We start from the raw sequence: 16,287 nt of genomic DNA on the forward strand, positions 1-16,287 counted from the left end.
TGTTAATTAAGGTCGATTGATCCTTTACCCATTATAAAGCCATCGGCATAAAGGATAATGGCGTAGGTCCCCTTGACGAATTCTTTAGGATTAACCCATTGCATACTGTAAGCTGTACTATCGTCATTGAAAGAAATCGTGATCATGTCACTATATTGCATTTCCTGACCATCAGCTTCAAACATGTTGTTTTCATTGGCAAGGAGATTTCCCGCCGGATCAAAAACCCTTAAATAGATTTGGTGGTAGTCCTTTTTGGCAAGTTGGTTCGGTACAACATTGAAGTCGATCTGTAGCTTCTTCGCTGACGATGCGCTGTTTGTACTAACGCTTTTGCCATTGTTTTTAACCCGGAACGCCTGGATGTTTACATTGGCAGCTTTCAAGGCCGCGCTTGTTTTAACCAGAGCATTCAACTCCTGGTTGTTCTGTGCCAGCAGCTCCGCCTTTTCGTTAATCTGATCAACGGATTTCTGTAAGCTGTCTCGAACATTCTTCAACTTGAGGTTTTCCTTGCCCAGTCTTACAATTTCTTCATTATAGTTATAGACAAATTCTTTGAGTTCTTTGATCTGCTTTTGTGCAAGGGTCAGTTCACCTTGTGTAAGCTTGCCCTTTTCCAATGCGGCTTTAAGTTCTGCAATTTTAATTCTTGCGAGGTCCTGCTCTTTGATCAGCTTTTCATTCAGCTGCAGGTTAATTGCACTGACCTTATCCAATTCAACTTCTATCTTTTCCACTTCCAGCTTAAGCCGGTCTTTCTCGGTGTTGACGGTTACAAACCGTTCATTCTCATGCTTATCTTTAAAATATAAGTAAACATTACTACCCAATAAAGCAACAATGGCAATGGTCAGAAAAAAGATCTTATTTCGATCACCCTTATTAATCTTGGTATTTTGTTCAGACATTTTATCTTAAATAATAATGCTAAGTGCTGGTTGAAGCTTGTTTTTCAAAAATCTAACATACTACAAAAGTTGATAATATTGGTTAAAACCAGCTTTTGATTGTATGAGACTTTAAATAAATTCGTTTAAATGGTTACTTAGCAAGTACTTTTGCATACTGTTATTCACACAAATACACATCAGTAAGAACTTAAGAATGCCTAAAAATAAAATTTATGCAATTCTCATTGCACTCCTTATAAGTACGCCCATTCTGGCACAGACTACATCAAAAATAAATCCAAAACGTGAGTTTCGGGGTATATGGGTTGCAACTGTTACAAACATCGACTGGCCATCAAGAGCTGGACTGAGCGTGGATCAGCAAAAACAGGAACTGATTGCCTTGCTCGAGTACCATAAAGGTAACGGCATGAATGCCGTTGTATTGCAGGTTAGACCCGCTGCCGACGCTTTTTACGCGAAATCACGCGAGCCATGGAGTAAGTGGCTCATGGGGAAACAAGGATTGGCACCAGCTGCAGGATATGATCCCTTAGAATTCGCCATCAAGGAGGCGCATTTCCGTGGCATGGAACTTCATGCCTGGTTCAATCCTTATCGTGCTACAATGAGTGCCAACGAAGTTGTGAGCCCAGATCACATGACCCGCAAAAAACCGGAATGGTTCTTTACCTACGCAGGCAAAAAGCAGTTTGATCCAGGCAAACCTGAAGTACGGGAACACATTGTGCAGGTCATTCTGGATGTGGTTAAAGGATATGATATCGATGGTGTTCACTTTGATGATTACTTTTACCCCTATCCCGTAGCAGGCCAGAAGATCAATGATGAGCAAACCTTCGCGCAATACAACAATGGGATCAAAAATATTAACGACTGGCGCAGGAACAATGTCGATGTGCTGATCAAGGAATTATCAGACAGCATTCATCATTATAAAAAGCATGTAAAGTTTGGGATCAGTCCATTCGGCATCTGGCGGAATAACCACGAAGATGCTGAGGGCTCCGAAACCAAAGGTTTGTCGAACTATAGCGCCTTGTTTGCAGATTCTCGTAGATGGATCAAAGAAGGCTGGGTGGATTACATCAATCCACAGATCTATTTCTCCTTTACCCGCAAGGCGGCACCATTTGGTACTTTGGTAGACTGGTGGAGTAACAATACTTACGGAAGACACCTTTACATCGGGCAAGCGGCGTACCTGGTTAACCAGAAAGCTGAAGCTGCCTGGCGTTTACCGGAGCAAATTCCAGATCAGGTCAGATACATCCGCGACAATAACCGGGTTCAGGGCAGTGTATTTTTCAGTTCTAAATCTTTCTCTACGATTGCACGAGCCGCAGGAGATTCGCTTCGCCTGAGCCTTTACAAATACCCGGCCCTGCCTCCGCAGATGCCATGGCTGGATGATGTTGTGCCTAATGCACCAAGAAGTTTTGCGGCCACGGCTACCCCAACAGGTGTGCAGTTAAAGTGGGAGGCACCTACTGCAGCCAGCGATGGGGAAACTGCCTCCGGTTACGTGATCTACCGGTTTGAGGAAGGTGAGCAAATCTCTATCCTGGACCCAAAGAATATTATCAAGATCAGTTTCGAAGATTATACCATGTTCCTGGATACGGAAGTAGAAAAGAACAAACGTTACAACTACCTGGTAACTGCATTAGACAGGCTTAAGAATGAAAGTGATCCCAGCGGACCGGTAGGCATCGAAGCCCGGGCCTCAAACTTTGATAAAGATGTTCTTTCTGTACATGATGTAGAGGATGGCAAACCAAAAACAGATCTGGGCAATGGCCCAGGCAAGGGAAGCGTTAATGGGGCTGAAGTTCGTGCTGAAGAAGTTGGTGTAGAGAAAGGATTGTAAGCCTGATACTGTGCCCTCGGCGTTGCTTACCTTTATCATATTCATCGTTCTTGGCAATAAGCCGGAAAGGAAGAATACTGTTATGGCATTCTTTCCGTATACCACAAAGGGCAGGGTGTAACGCTGGTATCTATTTACATCGATGATCCAGTAACAAAAGGAAAGGATCATGGTCGCCAGACCTCCGGTGTACAGCACAAAGGAACTGGTCCAAAGGGATTTGTTCAACGGAAACTGTAGTGCCCAGATCATCCCGCCGATAAACAACATTAATCCTGTGCTGAAAAGCCAGGAGATCTTGTAACCATCTTCAAGATCTCTTCTTCGTAAAAAGGAACCAACAAGCACACCGATCAATCCCGAAGCAATTGCTGGTAAGGTGCTGAGCATGCCCTCCGGGTCCCAGGTTTTCGCAGATTTCCAGAGGTGTGCTTCTGTGAGGATGCTCCGGTCTATCCATGCCGCCATATTCGTCTCTTTCTCCAAATTGGCAAATCCGGTTCCAGGTACCGGAATAAAGGTCATGATGATCCAATACAGGACAAGTATACTGCCTGTGATCCGCATGATGTTCCGTTCCGTGTTCTTAAGAAAGATGATGCTGGATATCAGAAAGACCACCGCGATCCGCTGCAGCACGCCCGGTATACGGACCTGAGCGAGCGCGTTCAAGGGCTCCGTGAAGATCTTTGGGTACAGTGATAGAAACAAGCCCAAACCAAACAATATGGCTGCTCTTTTTGCAGCTTTCAGGATTGTTCTGGTATGGGCTTGTGGATCTGCTTTCTTTGAAGACATGGCGTATGTAATGGATACGCCGACAATAAATAAGAAGAATGGAAAAATCAGATCAGTTGGCGTACATCCATGCCAGGAAGCATGTTCCAGCGGTGCGTAGATATGTCCCCAGTCACCCGGATTGTTTACCAGGATCATTGCTGCTACCGTGGCTCCTCTGAAAACGTCGAGTGAAAGTAGGCGCTGATTAGATTTTTCCATCAAGTATCATTAAAACTTCCAGCGAACGAATGCTTCCATGGCTTCGTATTCTGCAAGGCCAAGCTCGTCGTAGCGGCGTGCGGTCTCCCGGTTGCGGTCTTCAGCTCGCTTCCAGAACTCCCGTTCATCATCACCAGGGAAAACAGCACGGTCTTTTTGTGACTGGTGTTTGAAGATGGCGTATTTCTTACGTTCTACCTCTTGAGGGCTAAGTGGTACGGCCATTTCGATCTCATGGGTCTCGAACTCATGCCATGCACCTCTGTACATCCATAACCAGCAATCCTGTGCCCAGGCTTCTGTTTTGCGAAGTTCTGCCAAGGCATCCAGGATGATGTTGAAGCATACGATGTGTGTACCATGTGGATCTTCGAAATCACCGGCTGCAAAAACCTGGTGTGGTTTAACCTGCTGTAACAGTTCAATGGTGCGGCGCACATCCTCGGTGGTCACCGGGTTTTTCTGACTTTTGCCACTCTCATAGAATGGAAGGGCCATAAAGTGAATGTGGTCGTCCTCCAGGCCGCAGTATCTCGCACCGGCAATAGCTTCACCTTTACGGATCAATCCTTTTACGGTCTGAATTTCTTTGGTGTCTACCTGGTTTGGTCTTTTTACTTCCAGGAAGTTGCGCATATCCTCGTAAAGTTTTTCCGATGGTGCAGCGTCAAAGCCCATTTTTTTAGCGAAGTCAATGCTGAATTCTACAAATCTTAAAGCATCATCATCCCATACAGCGGTATTACCCGAAGTCTGGTAAGCCACGTGTACGTCATGCTGTTGATCTACCAGACGGATGAAGGTACCGCCCATGGAGATCACATCATCATCTGGGTGTGGTGAAAAGATCAGTACGCGCTTCTTTGAAGGTTCTGCACGTTCCGGGCGTTGTGAATCGTCTGCATGGGGTTTTCCGCCCGGCCAGCCCGTAATGGTATGCTGCAGTTTGTTGAAAATATGAATGTTGATGTTGTATACCGGTCCTTTTTCAAGGGCCAGTTGCGCCATACCGTGGTTATTGTAGTCGTCTTCCGTAAGTTTTAGAACTGGCTTGTTCAAGGTGTTTGCCAGCCAGATCACCGCCTTACGCGTAAGCATCTCATCCCACACACAGTCCTTAACCAACCATGGCGTATCAAAGCGCGTTAACAGGCTTGCCGCTTCTGTGTCAACGATAAACTCCACGTTGTCAGACAGCTGAAGGTAGGTTGCTGGTACGTCGCCAGACATTTCCCCTTCAACCGCTTTTTTAATGATTGGTGCTTTTTTACCGTTCCAGGCCATAAGGATAATTTCCCTGGCATGAAAGATCGTACCAATACCCATGGTAATGGCTTTGGTTGGTACGAAAGATTTCCCTCCAAAATCACGTGCAGCATCTTTACGGGTCAGATCATCCAGGGTTACCAATCGCGTTCCTGAGTTTGGCGCCGAACCAGGCTCATTAAAACCGATGTGACCTGTTCTACCAATACCCAGGATCTGGATATCCAAGCCACCAGCGTCAGCAATCTTTTTCTCGTAGTCAAGGCAAAATGCAGGAATGTCCTCCAGTTTAAGTGTCCCATCAGGGATGTTAATGTTATTTCTATCAATGTCAACGTGATCAAATAACTGCTTGTTCATAAATGAAACATAGCTTTGATCAGCATCAGGCTGCATTGGGTAATACTCATCAAGGTTAAAAGTGATGACGTTTTTAAAGCTCAAGCCTTCTTCTTTATGCATACGCACCAACTCTGCATAAACGCCAACCGGCGTTGCCCCCGTTGCAAGTCCCAAGACCGCCATCGCATTTTCGCCCTGCTTTCTGCGAATCAGGTCTGCAATTCTTTGTGCCACTTTGATGGATGCCTGCTTCGGGTTATCAAATACAGTTACAGGCAGCTTTTCAAAGCGCGTTTCTTCTAATAGATTTAATCTAGCCATTGTTAGGTGTTTTAAAAAAATTGGTTCGGAGCAGTAAATATAGCTACTCTGATCGCTTTAATGGAATTTTAATGACAATCGTGCAGGCCTGAGAAAATTGCTAAGAGATATTCAGGCCTTTGGATCGATAAGTATTCAGAATATCATCGCTTGGCAGCAGTTCGGTGATCAGGTGATGGATGCTTTCCAGCCCCGCAACCTTTAACCTGAGCGTGATGTTTAGCTTTTCGGAGATACATAAGATCGCTACTTTCCGGGCACATTGGAACATTGCTTTTTTTAGTTGATTGATTTCCCAGTCGGTGTCTGTAAGACCGTTTTCCGGATGAATGGCACTGGTTCCGATCAGGCACAGATCTGCATTGATCCCCGCAAGCTGGCTGATCACATGGCCTCCAAAAGTCACCTTGGAGTTCTTGGAAAATATACCACCAATTAAAATGACCTCAATGCCATCGTATTTTGCAAGCTCTATGGCTACAAAGGGGCTGATGGTAAAAAATGTGGCTCGAAGATTTACTGGAAGCTGTTTCACCAGTTCAATGATGGTGGTACCGCCACCCGTTAAGATAACCATACCATCCTTGATCAGGCTGATCGTCTTTTTGGCTATGGCTATTTTAGCTTCACGGGCATAGATCGCATCGTCATCGTAAGCGGATTGGTAAGAACGGGATAGTGCCCCTCCATGTACTTTTAGCAGTTTTTGATGATCACAAAGCTCCTGCAAGTCCCTTCTGATGGTGTCTTCTGATACTTGAAGCAATTCGACAAGGTCTGTGGTCAGTACCCGATTATGAAGATTGATCTGGCGCATGATCAGCTCATGCCGCTCCCGTTTTAACATATGGTTTTTTGGTTTATGCCAATTTAGAAATAATTATTAAAAACACAATCTGCGTGTTTATGCGGGATTTTGCCTGCTTTTCAGAATTAAATGTTACCTAATCGTTAACGGGCTATTTTTTAATTCAAAAATATCATGATATTTACTTGACAAACTGCAAAATGCGGGTTAATGCGTTTTTCAGTTCCGGCATTTTAGGTTAACTCATTATTCACAAACAAACTAATTCATGAAAAAAAAGCTACTCATGTTTTTATGGGGCATGATTTTGTTCGCGACACAAGCTGTTGCGCAGCAGATCAATGTTACCGGTAAGGTGACCTCATCTGATGGTCAGCCTATACCTGGTGTCTCCGTTAAAGTCAAAGGTGCCCAAACTGGTACCCAGACCAACACATCCGGTGTTTACACCATCAGTGCTGCTAGCGGCGCTGTTCTTTCCTTCTCCTACATCGGTATGACGCCTCAGGAGAAAACCGTTACTGGAAACACCATCAACGTTGTACTTGCCGATGATGCACAAGGACTGGACGAGGTTGTGATCACCGCTTTAGGACAGGCTGTTCAAAAAAGGTCGCTTGGTACTGCACAACAAGCCGTAAAGGGCGCTGAAATTGCCAGTACACAACGGGAGAACTTCGTAAATGCGCTTCAAGGCCGTGTGGCTGGTGTAGAGGTAAACAACTCTTCCGGTGTTCCGGGTGCGTCTTCTTCCATTACCATCAGGGGTGTAAGTTCCATCAGCGGGAGCAACCAACCGCTTTTTGTCGTTGATGGTTTGCCGATTGATAACAAAACACTCAGTACAAGTGCATTTACGTCTGACAAAAGTTCATCCACAGGGCTTTTTAACCGCGGGGTAGATTTTACCAACCGTGCTGCCGATATCAATCCGGAAGACATTGAATCACTAACCGTACTAAAGGGACCTGAAGCTGCAGCCTTATATGGTATTGATGCTGCCAATGGTGCCATCGTGATCACCACCAAAAGAGGTAAAGCAGGTGTAGGTTCTGTAAATTACAGCAATAGCTTTCGGGTGGAATCCGTACGTTCACAACCTGAAATTCAGCACAAATATGGTATTGGAAGTGCAGGTCAAACGGGCGTAGTAATCGCTCAGGCAGGTTCATATCCTTCATTCGGACCGGAATTCCCTGCAGGTACCCAGTTGTTCGACAACGTTTCTGAATTCTTCCAGCAAGGCTTTACCCAGAAACATAATTTGTCCTTCGATGGCGGTTCCGAAAAAGTAAATTACAGGATCTCTACCTCCTATGTGGATCAGCAAGGTGTGGTGCCAGGTACCAACTATGAGCGCTTTAACATTACCGGTGCTTCACAGGGCACGGTAAACGACTGGTTGAAAACAGACCTTTCCATGCAGTACAGTTATTCCAATAACGATCAGGCATTCAAAGGTAATGGCGGTCCGCTACTAGGACTACTCGTATGGCCACAAACTGATGATGCCAGAAATTATCTTACCCCTGCGGGCACTAGAAGAAAGCTGAGCCTTCCGGGCTTTCCTTCCGGGACTCAAAGTGAAATTGATAACCCGTATTTCAACGTAAATAAAAACAAGATCAACTCCAAGGTAAACCGTATTGTAACCAACTTCGGACTAACCATCACACCTTTCTCTTGGGTAAACATCAACTCTAAGATCGGTATTGATGCCTACACCAGTCAGAACATGATCTTACGTCACCCGGAGAGTGCCTCAGGTTTCTCCAGAGGCGGATTGCTGGATGTTGCGAATGACGTAACCCGCAACCTGAGCATGCAGAACCTGATCAACTTCACAAAACAGAACTTAGGTAATGACTGGACCTTCGATGCAACTTTGGGTAATGCCATTCAGGATGCAAAGTCAAACATCGATGCTGGTGCTGGTGAGAACTTCCTTGATCCTAACTTCATCTCCCTGAACAATACCGCAACAAGGCTCAACAGCACCACCATCTCTCAACGACGGTTGGTGAGTTTCTTCGGTAGAGCAACGTTTGGATATAAAGACTTCTTATACCTGACCGCAACCGGACGTAATGACTTAACTTCAACCATCCCGGTTGACGCCTATTCGTTCTTCTATCCTTCCGTTTCGGGTAGTTTCATCTTTACCGATGTGCCAGCGTTTAGCGGCTTAAAAAAATTCCTTACTTCGGGTAAATTAAGAGCAGCTTACGCACAGGTTGGTAAAGATGCCAAACCATATGCTTACAGACCTGTTCTGGAAAACAAACTTACTGTTGGTGGTGGTTATGGTTACGGTTTTACCGGACCAAATCCGGGACTTAAACCAGAGTTCGCAAAATCATACGAGTTCGGAACGGAGCTAGCATTCCTGAATAACCGTTTAGGTGTCGATGTAGCCGTTTACCGCAAGGAAACCAAAGATCAGATTGTAAACGACATTCGTGGAAGTTACGCGACCGGCTATATTTTACTTAATCTAAATGGTGGTGTAACCCGTAATGAGGGTGTCGAAGTTAGTGTTAGAGCCAGACCAATCGAGCGCCCGGGATTTAGCTGGGATATCTTAGCCAACTTTGAGCATGCCAAAGGAACAGTGGTTGCCCTTCCAAACAATCTGCCTGAATCTTACGTGTCGGATACCTGGTTGTACGGAAACGTAAGAAATGGTAATACGCCGGGGGAATCTACCAGATCGCTGACGGGCTTGTTCTATTTACGTAATAATAATGGAGATATCCTGATCAATCCTACGTCCGGTTTGCCAATTAGATCCACCACTTTCATTAGCGGCGGATATGATAGGCAGCCAGATTTTAGCTTAGGTATCACGAATAACTTTACCTTCAAAGACTTCTCCTTATCATTCCTGATCGATACACGTAAAGGCGGAGATGTATTAAATGCAACAGAACATTTTTTAACAACACAAGGCTTAAGCACCAGAACACTTGATCGTTCGACACCGAGAATTGTAAAGGGTGTATATCAGGACGGCAGAGAGAATACTGCAAATCCAACGCAGAATACCATTGTTGTAAATCCTTACCTGCAAAACAGCTTCTACATCAATACAAGTGAGGAGCAGTTTATTGAAAAGGACATCAACTGGATCAGACTTAAAGATGTAACCTTGTCCTACCGCTTACCTTCAAGACTATTGCAGAAACAAAAGTTTTTTAAATCTGCAAGTGTTTTCGTAACCGGTACCGATCTGTTCCTGATCACCAACTACTCAGGACTTGATCCCGTTGTAAATGGAAATACAGCTGCTGTAGGTGGTTCGGGCTCTGCCGGTGTGGATTATGGTAATTTTCCAATGCCGATCGGCATGAACTTCGGAGTTAAAATTGGCATGTAATCTAAATTGTAAATCATCATGAAGAAATTATATATCACCTTCCTAACTGCTGCAGTGATGCTCGCCGGCAGTGGATGTAAAAAATATTTGGATGTCAATACCAATCCAAATGCACCAGAGATGGTGACCCCAAACCTGTATTTGTCGCCAATGTTGCATTGGATGGCTACCGGTCCGCAGTATGATGCGCGCTTCATCAACCGCTATACACAGAATCTAACCCTTACCACTGTAAACAGCACCTGGGACAGGATGGGTTACGACCCATCATCAGACAATGCTGGAGAGTTGTTCAGGGATGTATACTGGACCTTCGGACAGAACCTGGTAGATATGATGACCAAGGCCGAGGCAGAAGAGCGCTGGGACTTGCTTGGTGTTGGTTATATCCTGAAAGCATGGGGCTGGCAGGCATTAACTGACATTCACGGAGAGATCATCGTGAAAGAAGCGATAGACCCCACTAAAAACGTCTTCAACTATGATACCCAGGAATATACTTATGAAGAAGTAAGACGTTTATTGCAACTTGCCATTACCAACCTGCAAAGAACAGATGGTGCCGTTGATGCTGCATTTCTGGGTAAAACAGATCTGATCTATAAAGGTGACCGTTCCAAATGGCTGAAGTTTGCCTACGGTTTGCTGGCGATGAACTTAAATCACTACAGCAACAAGGCTGCATATAATCCTGATGAGGTTATTGCCGCGGTAGACAAGTCCTTCGAGAATAATAATGATGACGCTTTGCTGGGCTATACCGGCGTATCCAATGATGACCGGAATTTCCTGGGTCCCACAAGAGAAAACTTCACTGCTTACAGGCAAACTACTTTCATCGTGAATCTGATGAACGGTGCCGAGTTTTCTGGCGTTGTAGATCCGCGTATGACCAGGATGCTTTCGCCAGCACCTGATAGCGTGTACCGTGGTTTAGAACCAACATTTGGTACAGGTGGTTTAACTGCAAACCAGGTACCAAATAATATCTGGGGTTATCCCGCAGTCATTTCGATAGGTACACCAACAAGGTACCTGTTTGATGACAAGAGTAGGGTCCCGGTAATGACCTATTCGCAGTTGCAGTTTATCAAAGCGGAAGCAGCTTACAAGAAAGGAGATAAGGAAACCGCTTTAGCAGCATATAAAAACGGTGTGTCTTCGCATATCGACTTTGTCAATGCAAGGAACCGAGATGCGAACCAGACGCCTACTCAAATCAGCGCAGCAGAAAAAGAGGCCTTCCTTGCCAATCCGGCAATCGTTCCTGCAGCGGCAGATCTGAGCTTGTCGCACATCATGGAACAAAAATATATTGCTCAATGGGGATGGGGAGCTCTAGAACAATGGATGGATTTGAGAAGATATCACTATACCGATGCAGATCCAGCGACCGGCGATCAGGTATTCAGCGGCTTTGTGATCCCGGTAAACCTTTATCCGGATAACGCCAACAAGCCAGTTTACCGTATCAGACCGCGTTACAACTCCGAATATGTATGGAACCGGGAAAGCCTGGAAAAGATTGGCGGTTTAGCACTCGATTACCATACCAAAGAAATGTGGATCACTCAACCTTAATCACGAATCATGAAAAAAATAAATATCATCACAGCAATACTACTCTTGGCTACCACATTTGTCTCTTGTGAGAAGGATGGCATTCATGAGATCGAAACCACGCCAACGGATGCTGGCGCACAGATCAAATTTTTCAACTTCGGTGTAAATGCCCCGTCCATGAACTTTTACGCCAATGACCAAAAGATTTCGGCAACCCTTAGCGGCACCGGTGCTGAAGCGGCTGCTGGTGTTAACTATGGAAGTGTGTTCCCGGCAGCTAACTATGCATTACTGCCAGGGGGAGATTATACCCTAAAAGGCATCGTTTCAGCCACTGCAACAACAAATCCCAATGCAGTGGTAGCCAACCTGCAGGGCTCATTAGAAAATGGAAAGCTCTATTCATTGTACACCAGTGGCGCGTACAATGCGGATTCGAAAACCGTGGAGGCTTTTCTTGTTGAAGACATTCTTCCTGCTGCAAGTGCGACCAATGCACATGTGCGCTTTGTCAATACCATTGCGAATGCAACGTCAGGATTCGATCTGGTTGCTAAAAACATAAACACAGCGGCGGAGGTCGTTATTGCAACAAACATTGGTTACAAGGCGGCATCAACCTTTACTGAAGTGCCAAATGGGGTGTATGAAGTGTTTGCCAGATACCCTGGAAACCCTGCAAATGTGATCAGCAGAACAGGGACCTCTCAGGTGTCGTTTATTGCTGGTAGAGCATATACCATTAGCTCCAGAGGCGATATGACGGTAACGGGTGCAGCAGCGACCAACAGACCATTTCTGGACAATACATCCAACAGACCATAAGGGTCACCTAAAAACTAAAGCCCACACCGTAATGGCGTGGGCTTTTTTTATTTATATATTTTTATACTTTTGATAAAAAGATACTGATATGGCAAGCTTTACACTTACTCCTGATACCGCTGAAAAGGTTAAATTGAAGTTCCTGAGAAAATACAGAGATTTAGCACAGAAAGATCTGCCTTTTAAGCCTGGCCAGGAAGATCAGTTGGTAGAACAATTGATGGAGCTCGTTAAACGGGATCGCCGTTATGTGGAGTTCACCATCCAGAAAGCCCTTGCTGATCCAGACGGAAACAGGCTCTAAGCCTAGGTTCCGTGTAGCTTAACAACTAAGCCATCCATTGCCGGATTAAGCTTCAGCTGGCAAGCAAGTCTCGAATTTGGCAATAAGTCAGGTAGCGTATCCAGCATGGCATACTCATCATCCGACATCTCATTCAACTTTTCTTCGCCTTCAAGCACATCTACACAGCAGGTTGCACATAATGCCATCCCACCACAGGTGGCCAGGATATCGTACTCAGAAGCTTTTAAGAACTCCATTAAACTTAGGCCCATATCAACAGGTGCCTCCAGTGGGGTTATTGATCCGTCTGGATTCTGAATGCTTACAGTGATGTTATTTTCTTCCATATTAGAATTCTGATACACCGTTAACTGTAGTGTATTTCATGGTATATTTAATGCCTGGATTCATGTATTGGTATGCACTGTGGCTCATTAAAGCCGCTTCGTGGAAACCACATAAAATCAGTTTAAGTTTGTTTTTGTAGGTATTGATATCGCCAATAGCATAGATGCCCGGGATGTTTGTAGAATAATCATCAGTATTTACCTCAATAGCACTTTTGCTGATGTTTAATCCCCATTGCTCAATAGGACCTAACTTAGGGCTCAAGCCGAACAAAGGAATCAGATGATCTGCTTCAACGTTGGTAACCTCCATAGAACGGTTGTGAATAATTTCAACGTTCTCCAGTTTGCCAGTTCCGGAAACTGCATTTAAGTTACTGTTCAGGATCAGGTTGATTTTACCGCTGTCTGCAAGCGCCATCACCTTGTTTACTGAATCTGGTGCACCTCTGAAGCTTTCACTTCTGTGAACCAATGTAAGCTGATCTACCACATCTGCCAGGTAAATGGTCCAGTCAAGCGCCGAATCACCACCACCTGCAATCACCATCTTCTGGTCACGGTATTTCTCCGGATCAAGGATCATGTAATTCACACCTTTACCGTTCTCAAACTGCTCTAGTCCGGAAACCGCAGGTTTACGAGGCTCAAAACAGCCAAGACCACCAGCAATAACCACAACTTTAGCTTCAATAACGGTACCCATGTTCGTGGTTAAAACGAAATCACGCTCGCCACGTTTCTCCAGGCCTTCAATCCGCTCGCCCAAGGTAAAACCAGGGTGGAAAGGTTTAGCTTGTTCCATCAGATTATCAATCAGTTCCTGTGCAAGTACTGTCGGATATCCGGGGATGTCATATATAGGTTTTTTAGGATATATCTCTGAAAGTTGTCCGCCTACCTGAGGTAAATAATCTATCAGGTGACAACGCATTTTTAGTAAACCTGCTTCAAATATCGCGAATAGACCAACCGGTCCGGCGCCAACGATGGCTATATCTGTAGAAATCATGTATTTAAATTTGCTGCGAATTTACAAAATTTGTTTGTAATGATTCTTAATTGTCAACAAATGCTTCAAATCTGACTATATTTGTCGCAATTGATGACAAAGAAAATATATTTCGCTTCCGATTTCCACCTCGGATCACCCAATCACCAGCAAAGCAGGATGCGTGAAGACCGCATTATACGCTGGTTGAACTTCATAGAACCGACATGTTCTGAATTGTTCCTGATGGGTGATGTATTCGACTTCTGGTTTGAGTATAAAATGGTAATTCCTAAAGGTTATGCCCGTTTACAGGGTAAACTTGCCATGATGACTGATGCCGGCATCAAGATCTACTTTTTCAAGGGCAACCATGATATGTGGGTTCATGACTATTTCAGTACCGAACTCGGCATGCAGATCATCAGCGACGAGTTAGAGATGGAGCGAAATGGGAAAAAATTCTACCTCCATCATGGTGATGGCTTAGGTCCCGGGGATCATAAATATAAATTCCTGCGTAAGGTGTTTCGCAACCCCGTTTGCCAGTGGTTATTTTCATTGGTACCCCCAAGGATCGGAATAGGTATTGCAAATGCCTGGTCAGATAGCAGCCGCACCAAGAAAGCACATGCTTTTACCATTCCTGAAGATGAATGGCTTTTTACCCATGCTTCCGAGCAGCTGCAAAAGAAATACTACGATTACTTCATTTTCGGCCACCGCCATCTTCCGCTTGATCTCAAGGTTGGAAGCAACAGCCGCTATGTGAATACCGGAGAGTGGATGAACTACAACTCGTATGCGGTGTTTGATGGCAACGAGCTCGCCCTGAAATATTTTGAAAAGGAATATTAAGCTAAAAACCTTATTTTTGCATTCCAAACTTAATACCTGACACGGAATATCCTATTGAAGTTCAGGTAATTTAATTTCTAAAAACATATGTTAGAAAAATTAGAAGCTATAAAGCTGCGCTGGGAAGATGTAGAAGAGCAGTTAAGCAATCCTGATACGATGCAGGATATGAAGCGCTTTGCCCAGCTTAATAAAGAATATAAAGACCTTACCAAGATTGTAGACGAGTACAAAGTTTACAAGAATGTAATGAGTAATATTGAAGCCAACAAAGAGATCCTGAGCAACGAAAAAGATGCGGAGTTACGGGAGATGGCTAAAGAAGAATTGGACCTGCTTTTGAAACAACAGGAAGAGTTGGAAGAGAAAGTACGTTTGATGCTTATCCCTAAAGATCCTGAAGATTCCAAGAATGCTGTATTTGAGATCCGTGGCGGTACCGGTGGTGATGAAGCGGCCTTATTCGCAGGCGATCTATACCGTATGTACACCCGTTACTTCGAGCAGAAGCGTTGGAAAGTGGAAGTGGTTGATGTTACCGAAGGTACTGCCGGAGGTTACAAGGAGGTTATCCTGAAAGTGTCTGGCGAAGATGTGTATGGCCAGTTGAAATATGAATCAGGTGTACACCGCGTGCAACGTGTTCCTGAAACCGAAACACAGGGTAGGGTGCATACCTCTGCAGCTTCCGTGGCTGTATTGCCGGAAGCTGAGGAGATCGACTTCTATTTGAACCCTGCAGATATCGAGCTACAGACATCCCGTTCAGGTGGTGCCGGTGGACAGAACGTGAATAAGGTAGAGACCAAAGTACAGCTTACGCACAAGCCAAGTGGTATTGTTGTCGTTTGTCAGCAGGAACGTTCTCAATTGGGTAACCGGGAGATCGCGATGGAGATGCTTAGAAGTAAGCTATACGACATTGAACTGCAGAAAAAGAATGGTGACATCGCTGCCAGAAGAAAGACAATGGTATCCACTGGTGACCGCTCTGCTAAGATCAGAACTTACAATTATCCGCAAGGTAGGGTTACTGATCACCGTATTGGATTAACACTTTACAACCTGAATGCCGTGATGGACGGTGGTGTTCAGGAACTCATCGATGCACTTCAGTTTGCTGAAAATGCTGAAAAGATGAAAGAAGGTGCGGTAATCTAATCTTTTCTGTACTGATCATGAAGTACTTACGTGTACCTTCTGATTTTTATCAAATAAATGTTGCAAACTCAGATGTTTGATCTATATTTGCATTCCCGAAAGGGACAAACGGACCGGTAGTTCAGCTGGTTAGAATGCCGCCCTGTCACGGCGGAGGTCGCGGGTTCGAGTCCCGTCCGGTCCGCAGAAAGCCACTCCAACGAGTGGCTTTTTTGTTTTATTGCTTTTTTCCTTAATCTCTTTGAATAAAGCGTTATTTATTTATATTTGCACTCCCAATGGGAAACGGACCGGTAGTTCAGCTGGTTAGAATGCCGCCCTGTCACGGCGGAGGTCGCGGGTTCGAGTCCCGTCCGGTCC

General features: G+C 44.9%; 12 protein-coding genes, 2 tRNA genes and 1 pseudogene. 9 read left to right on the forward strand and 6 right to left on the reverse strand.

All coding sequences use genetic code 11. The features are described 5' to 3' along the window. Nucleotides 1-2: 2 nt before the first annotated feature. Nucleotides 3-911 (reverse strand): hypothetical protein, encoded by a 909-nt coding sequence (locus tag ACTHQF_RS05670; protein WP_440428946.1) that lies wholly within the window; start codon nt 909-911, stop codon nt 3-5. 196 nt (nt 912-1,107) lie between these two features. Between ACTHQF_RS05670 and ACTHQF_RS05675 the strand changes: the two genes are divergently transcribed. Next, on the forward strand, nt 1,108-2,784 hold the full coding sequence (locus tag ACTHQF_RS05675; protein ID WP_440428947.1) for a glycoside hydrolase family 10 protein: 1,677 nt from the start codon (nt 1,108-1,110) through the stop codon (nt 2,782-2,784). Between the two features lie 309 nt (nt 2,785-3,093). Here ACTHQF_RS05675 and ACTHQF_RS05680 read toward each other — a convergent pair. From ACTHQF_RS05680 to ACTHQF_RS05690, 3 genes and pseudogenes are all read right to left on the reverse strand, one after another. Continuing rightward, a pseudogene (locus tag ACTHQF_RS05680) lies at nt 3,094-3,783 on the reverse strand (acyltransferase family protein); the annotation flags it as partial. A gap of 9 nt (nt 3,784-3,792) precedes the next feature. Next, entirely contained in the window at nt 3,793-5,712 is a 1,920-nt protein-coding gene (gene nagB, locus ACTHQF_RS05685; protein WP_440428948.1) for a glucosamine-6-phosphate deaminase, read from the reverse strand. A gap of 100 nt (nt 5,713-5,812) precedes the next feature. Continuing rightward, nucleotides 5,813-6,559, reverse strand: a complete 747-nt coding sequence (locus ACTHQF_RS05690) for a DeoR/GlpR family DNA-binding transcription regulator (protein ID WP_440428949.1) — start codon at nt 6,557-6,559, stop codon at nt 5,813-5,815. 229 nt (nt 6,560-6,788) lie between these two features. Here ACTHQF_RS05690 and ACTHQF_RS05695 point away from each other — a divergent pair, with 229 nt between their 5' ends. The 4 genes from ACTHQF_RS05695 to ACTHQF_RS05710 all read left to right on the forward strand — a co-directional run bounded on the left by ACTHQF_RS05695 (nt 6,789) and on the right by ACTHQF_RS05710 (nt 12,588). Next, entirely contained in the window at nt 6,789-9,896 is a 3,108-nt protein-coding gene (locus ACTHQF_RS05695) for a SusC/RagA family TonB-linked outer membrane protein (RefSeq protein ID WP_440428951.1), read from the forward strand. Between the two features lie 18 nt (nt 9,897-9,914). Further along, the gene (locus tag ACTHQF_RS05700) at nt 9,915-11,477 is read left to right on the forward strand and encodes a SusD/RagB family nutrient-binding outer membrane lipoprotein (RefSeq protein WP_440428952.1); all 1,563 of its coding nucleotides are present in this window, start codon (nt 9,915-9,917) and stop codon (nt 11,475-11,477) included. Nucleotides 11,478-11,486: 9 nt separating this feature from the next. Continuing rightward, on the forward strand, nt 11,487-12,284 hold the full coding sequence (locus ACTHQF_RS05705; protein WP_440428954.1) for a DUF4397 domain-containing protein: 798 nt from the start codon (nt 11,487-11,489) through the stop codon (nt 12,282-12,284). Nucleotides 12,285-12,372: 88 nt separating this feature from the next. Then, on the forward strand, nt 12,373-12,588 hold the full coding sequence (locus ACTHQF_RS05710; RefSeq protein WP_440428955.1) for a hypothetical protein: 216 nt from the start codon (nt 12,373-12,375) through the stop codon (nt 12,586-12,588). Between the two features lie 2 nt (nt 12,589-12,590). Here the strand turns inward: ACTHQF_RS05710 and ACTHQF_RS05715 are convergent, their stop codons facing one another. Together ACTHQF_RS05715 and ACTHQF_RS05720 are read right to left on the reverse strand one after the other, a co-directional pair. Next, nucleotides 12,591-12,917 carry a 2Fe-2S iron-sulfur cluster-binding protein gene (locus ACTHQF_RS05715; RefSeq protein ID WP_440428956.1) on the reverse strand — a complete coding sequence of 109 codons (327 nt, stop codon included), beginning with the start codon at nt 12,915-12,917 and terminating at the stop codon, nt 12,591-12,593. Nucleotide 12,918: 1 nt separating this feature from the next. Further along, nucleotides 12,919-13,929: an NAD(P)/FAD-dependent oxidoreductase gene (locus tag ACTHQF_RS05720; RefSeq protein WP_440428957.1), complete on the reverse strand. Its 1,011-nt coding sequence runs from the start codon at nt 13,927-13,929 to the stop codon at nt 12,919-12,921. A 93-nt stretch (nt 13,930-14,022) separates the two neighbouring features. On the opposite strand from ACTHQF_RS05720, the gene ACTHQF_RS05725 reads away from it, so the two are divergent. From ACTHQF_RS05725 to ACTHQF_RS05740, 4 genes are all read left to right on the forward strand, one after another. Next, nucleotides 14,023-14,766 carry a UDP-2,3-diacylglucosamine diphosphatase gene (locus tag ACTHQF_RS05725; RefSeq protein WP_440428958.1) on the forward strand — a complete coding sequence of 248 codons (744 nt, stop codon included), beginning with the start codon at nt 14,023-14,025 and terminating at the stop codon, nt 14,764-14,766. Nucleotides 14,767-14,853: 87 nt separating this feature from the next. Further along, entirely contained in the window at nt 14,854-15,927 is a 1,074-nt protein-coding gene (prfA, locus tag ACTHQF_RS05730; protein WP_440428959.1) for a peptide chain release factor 1, read from the forward strand. A gap of 110 nt (nt 15,928-16,037) precedes the next feature. Continuing rightward, nucleotides 16,038-16,111, forward strand: a tRNA-Asp gene (locus tag ACTHQF_RS05735). A gap of 103 nt (nt 16,112-16,214) precedes the next feature. Beyond that, nucleotides 16,215-16,287 (forward strand) — tRNA-Asp (locus ACTHQF_RS05740).

This window comes from Pedobacter sp. SAFR-022 (assembly GCF_051965375.1).
Taxonomy (GTDB): domain Bacteria; phylum Bacteroidota; class Bacteroidia; order Sphingobacteriales; family Sphingobacteriaceae; genus Pedobacter.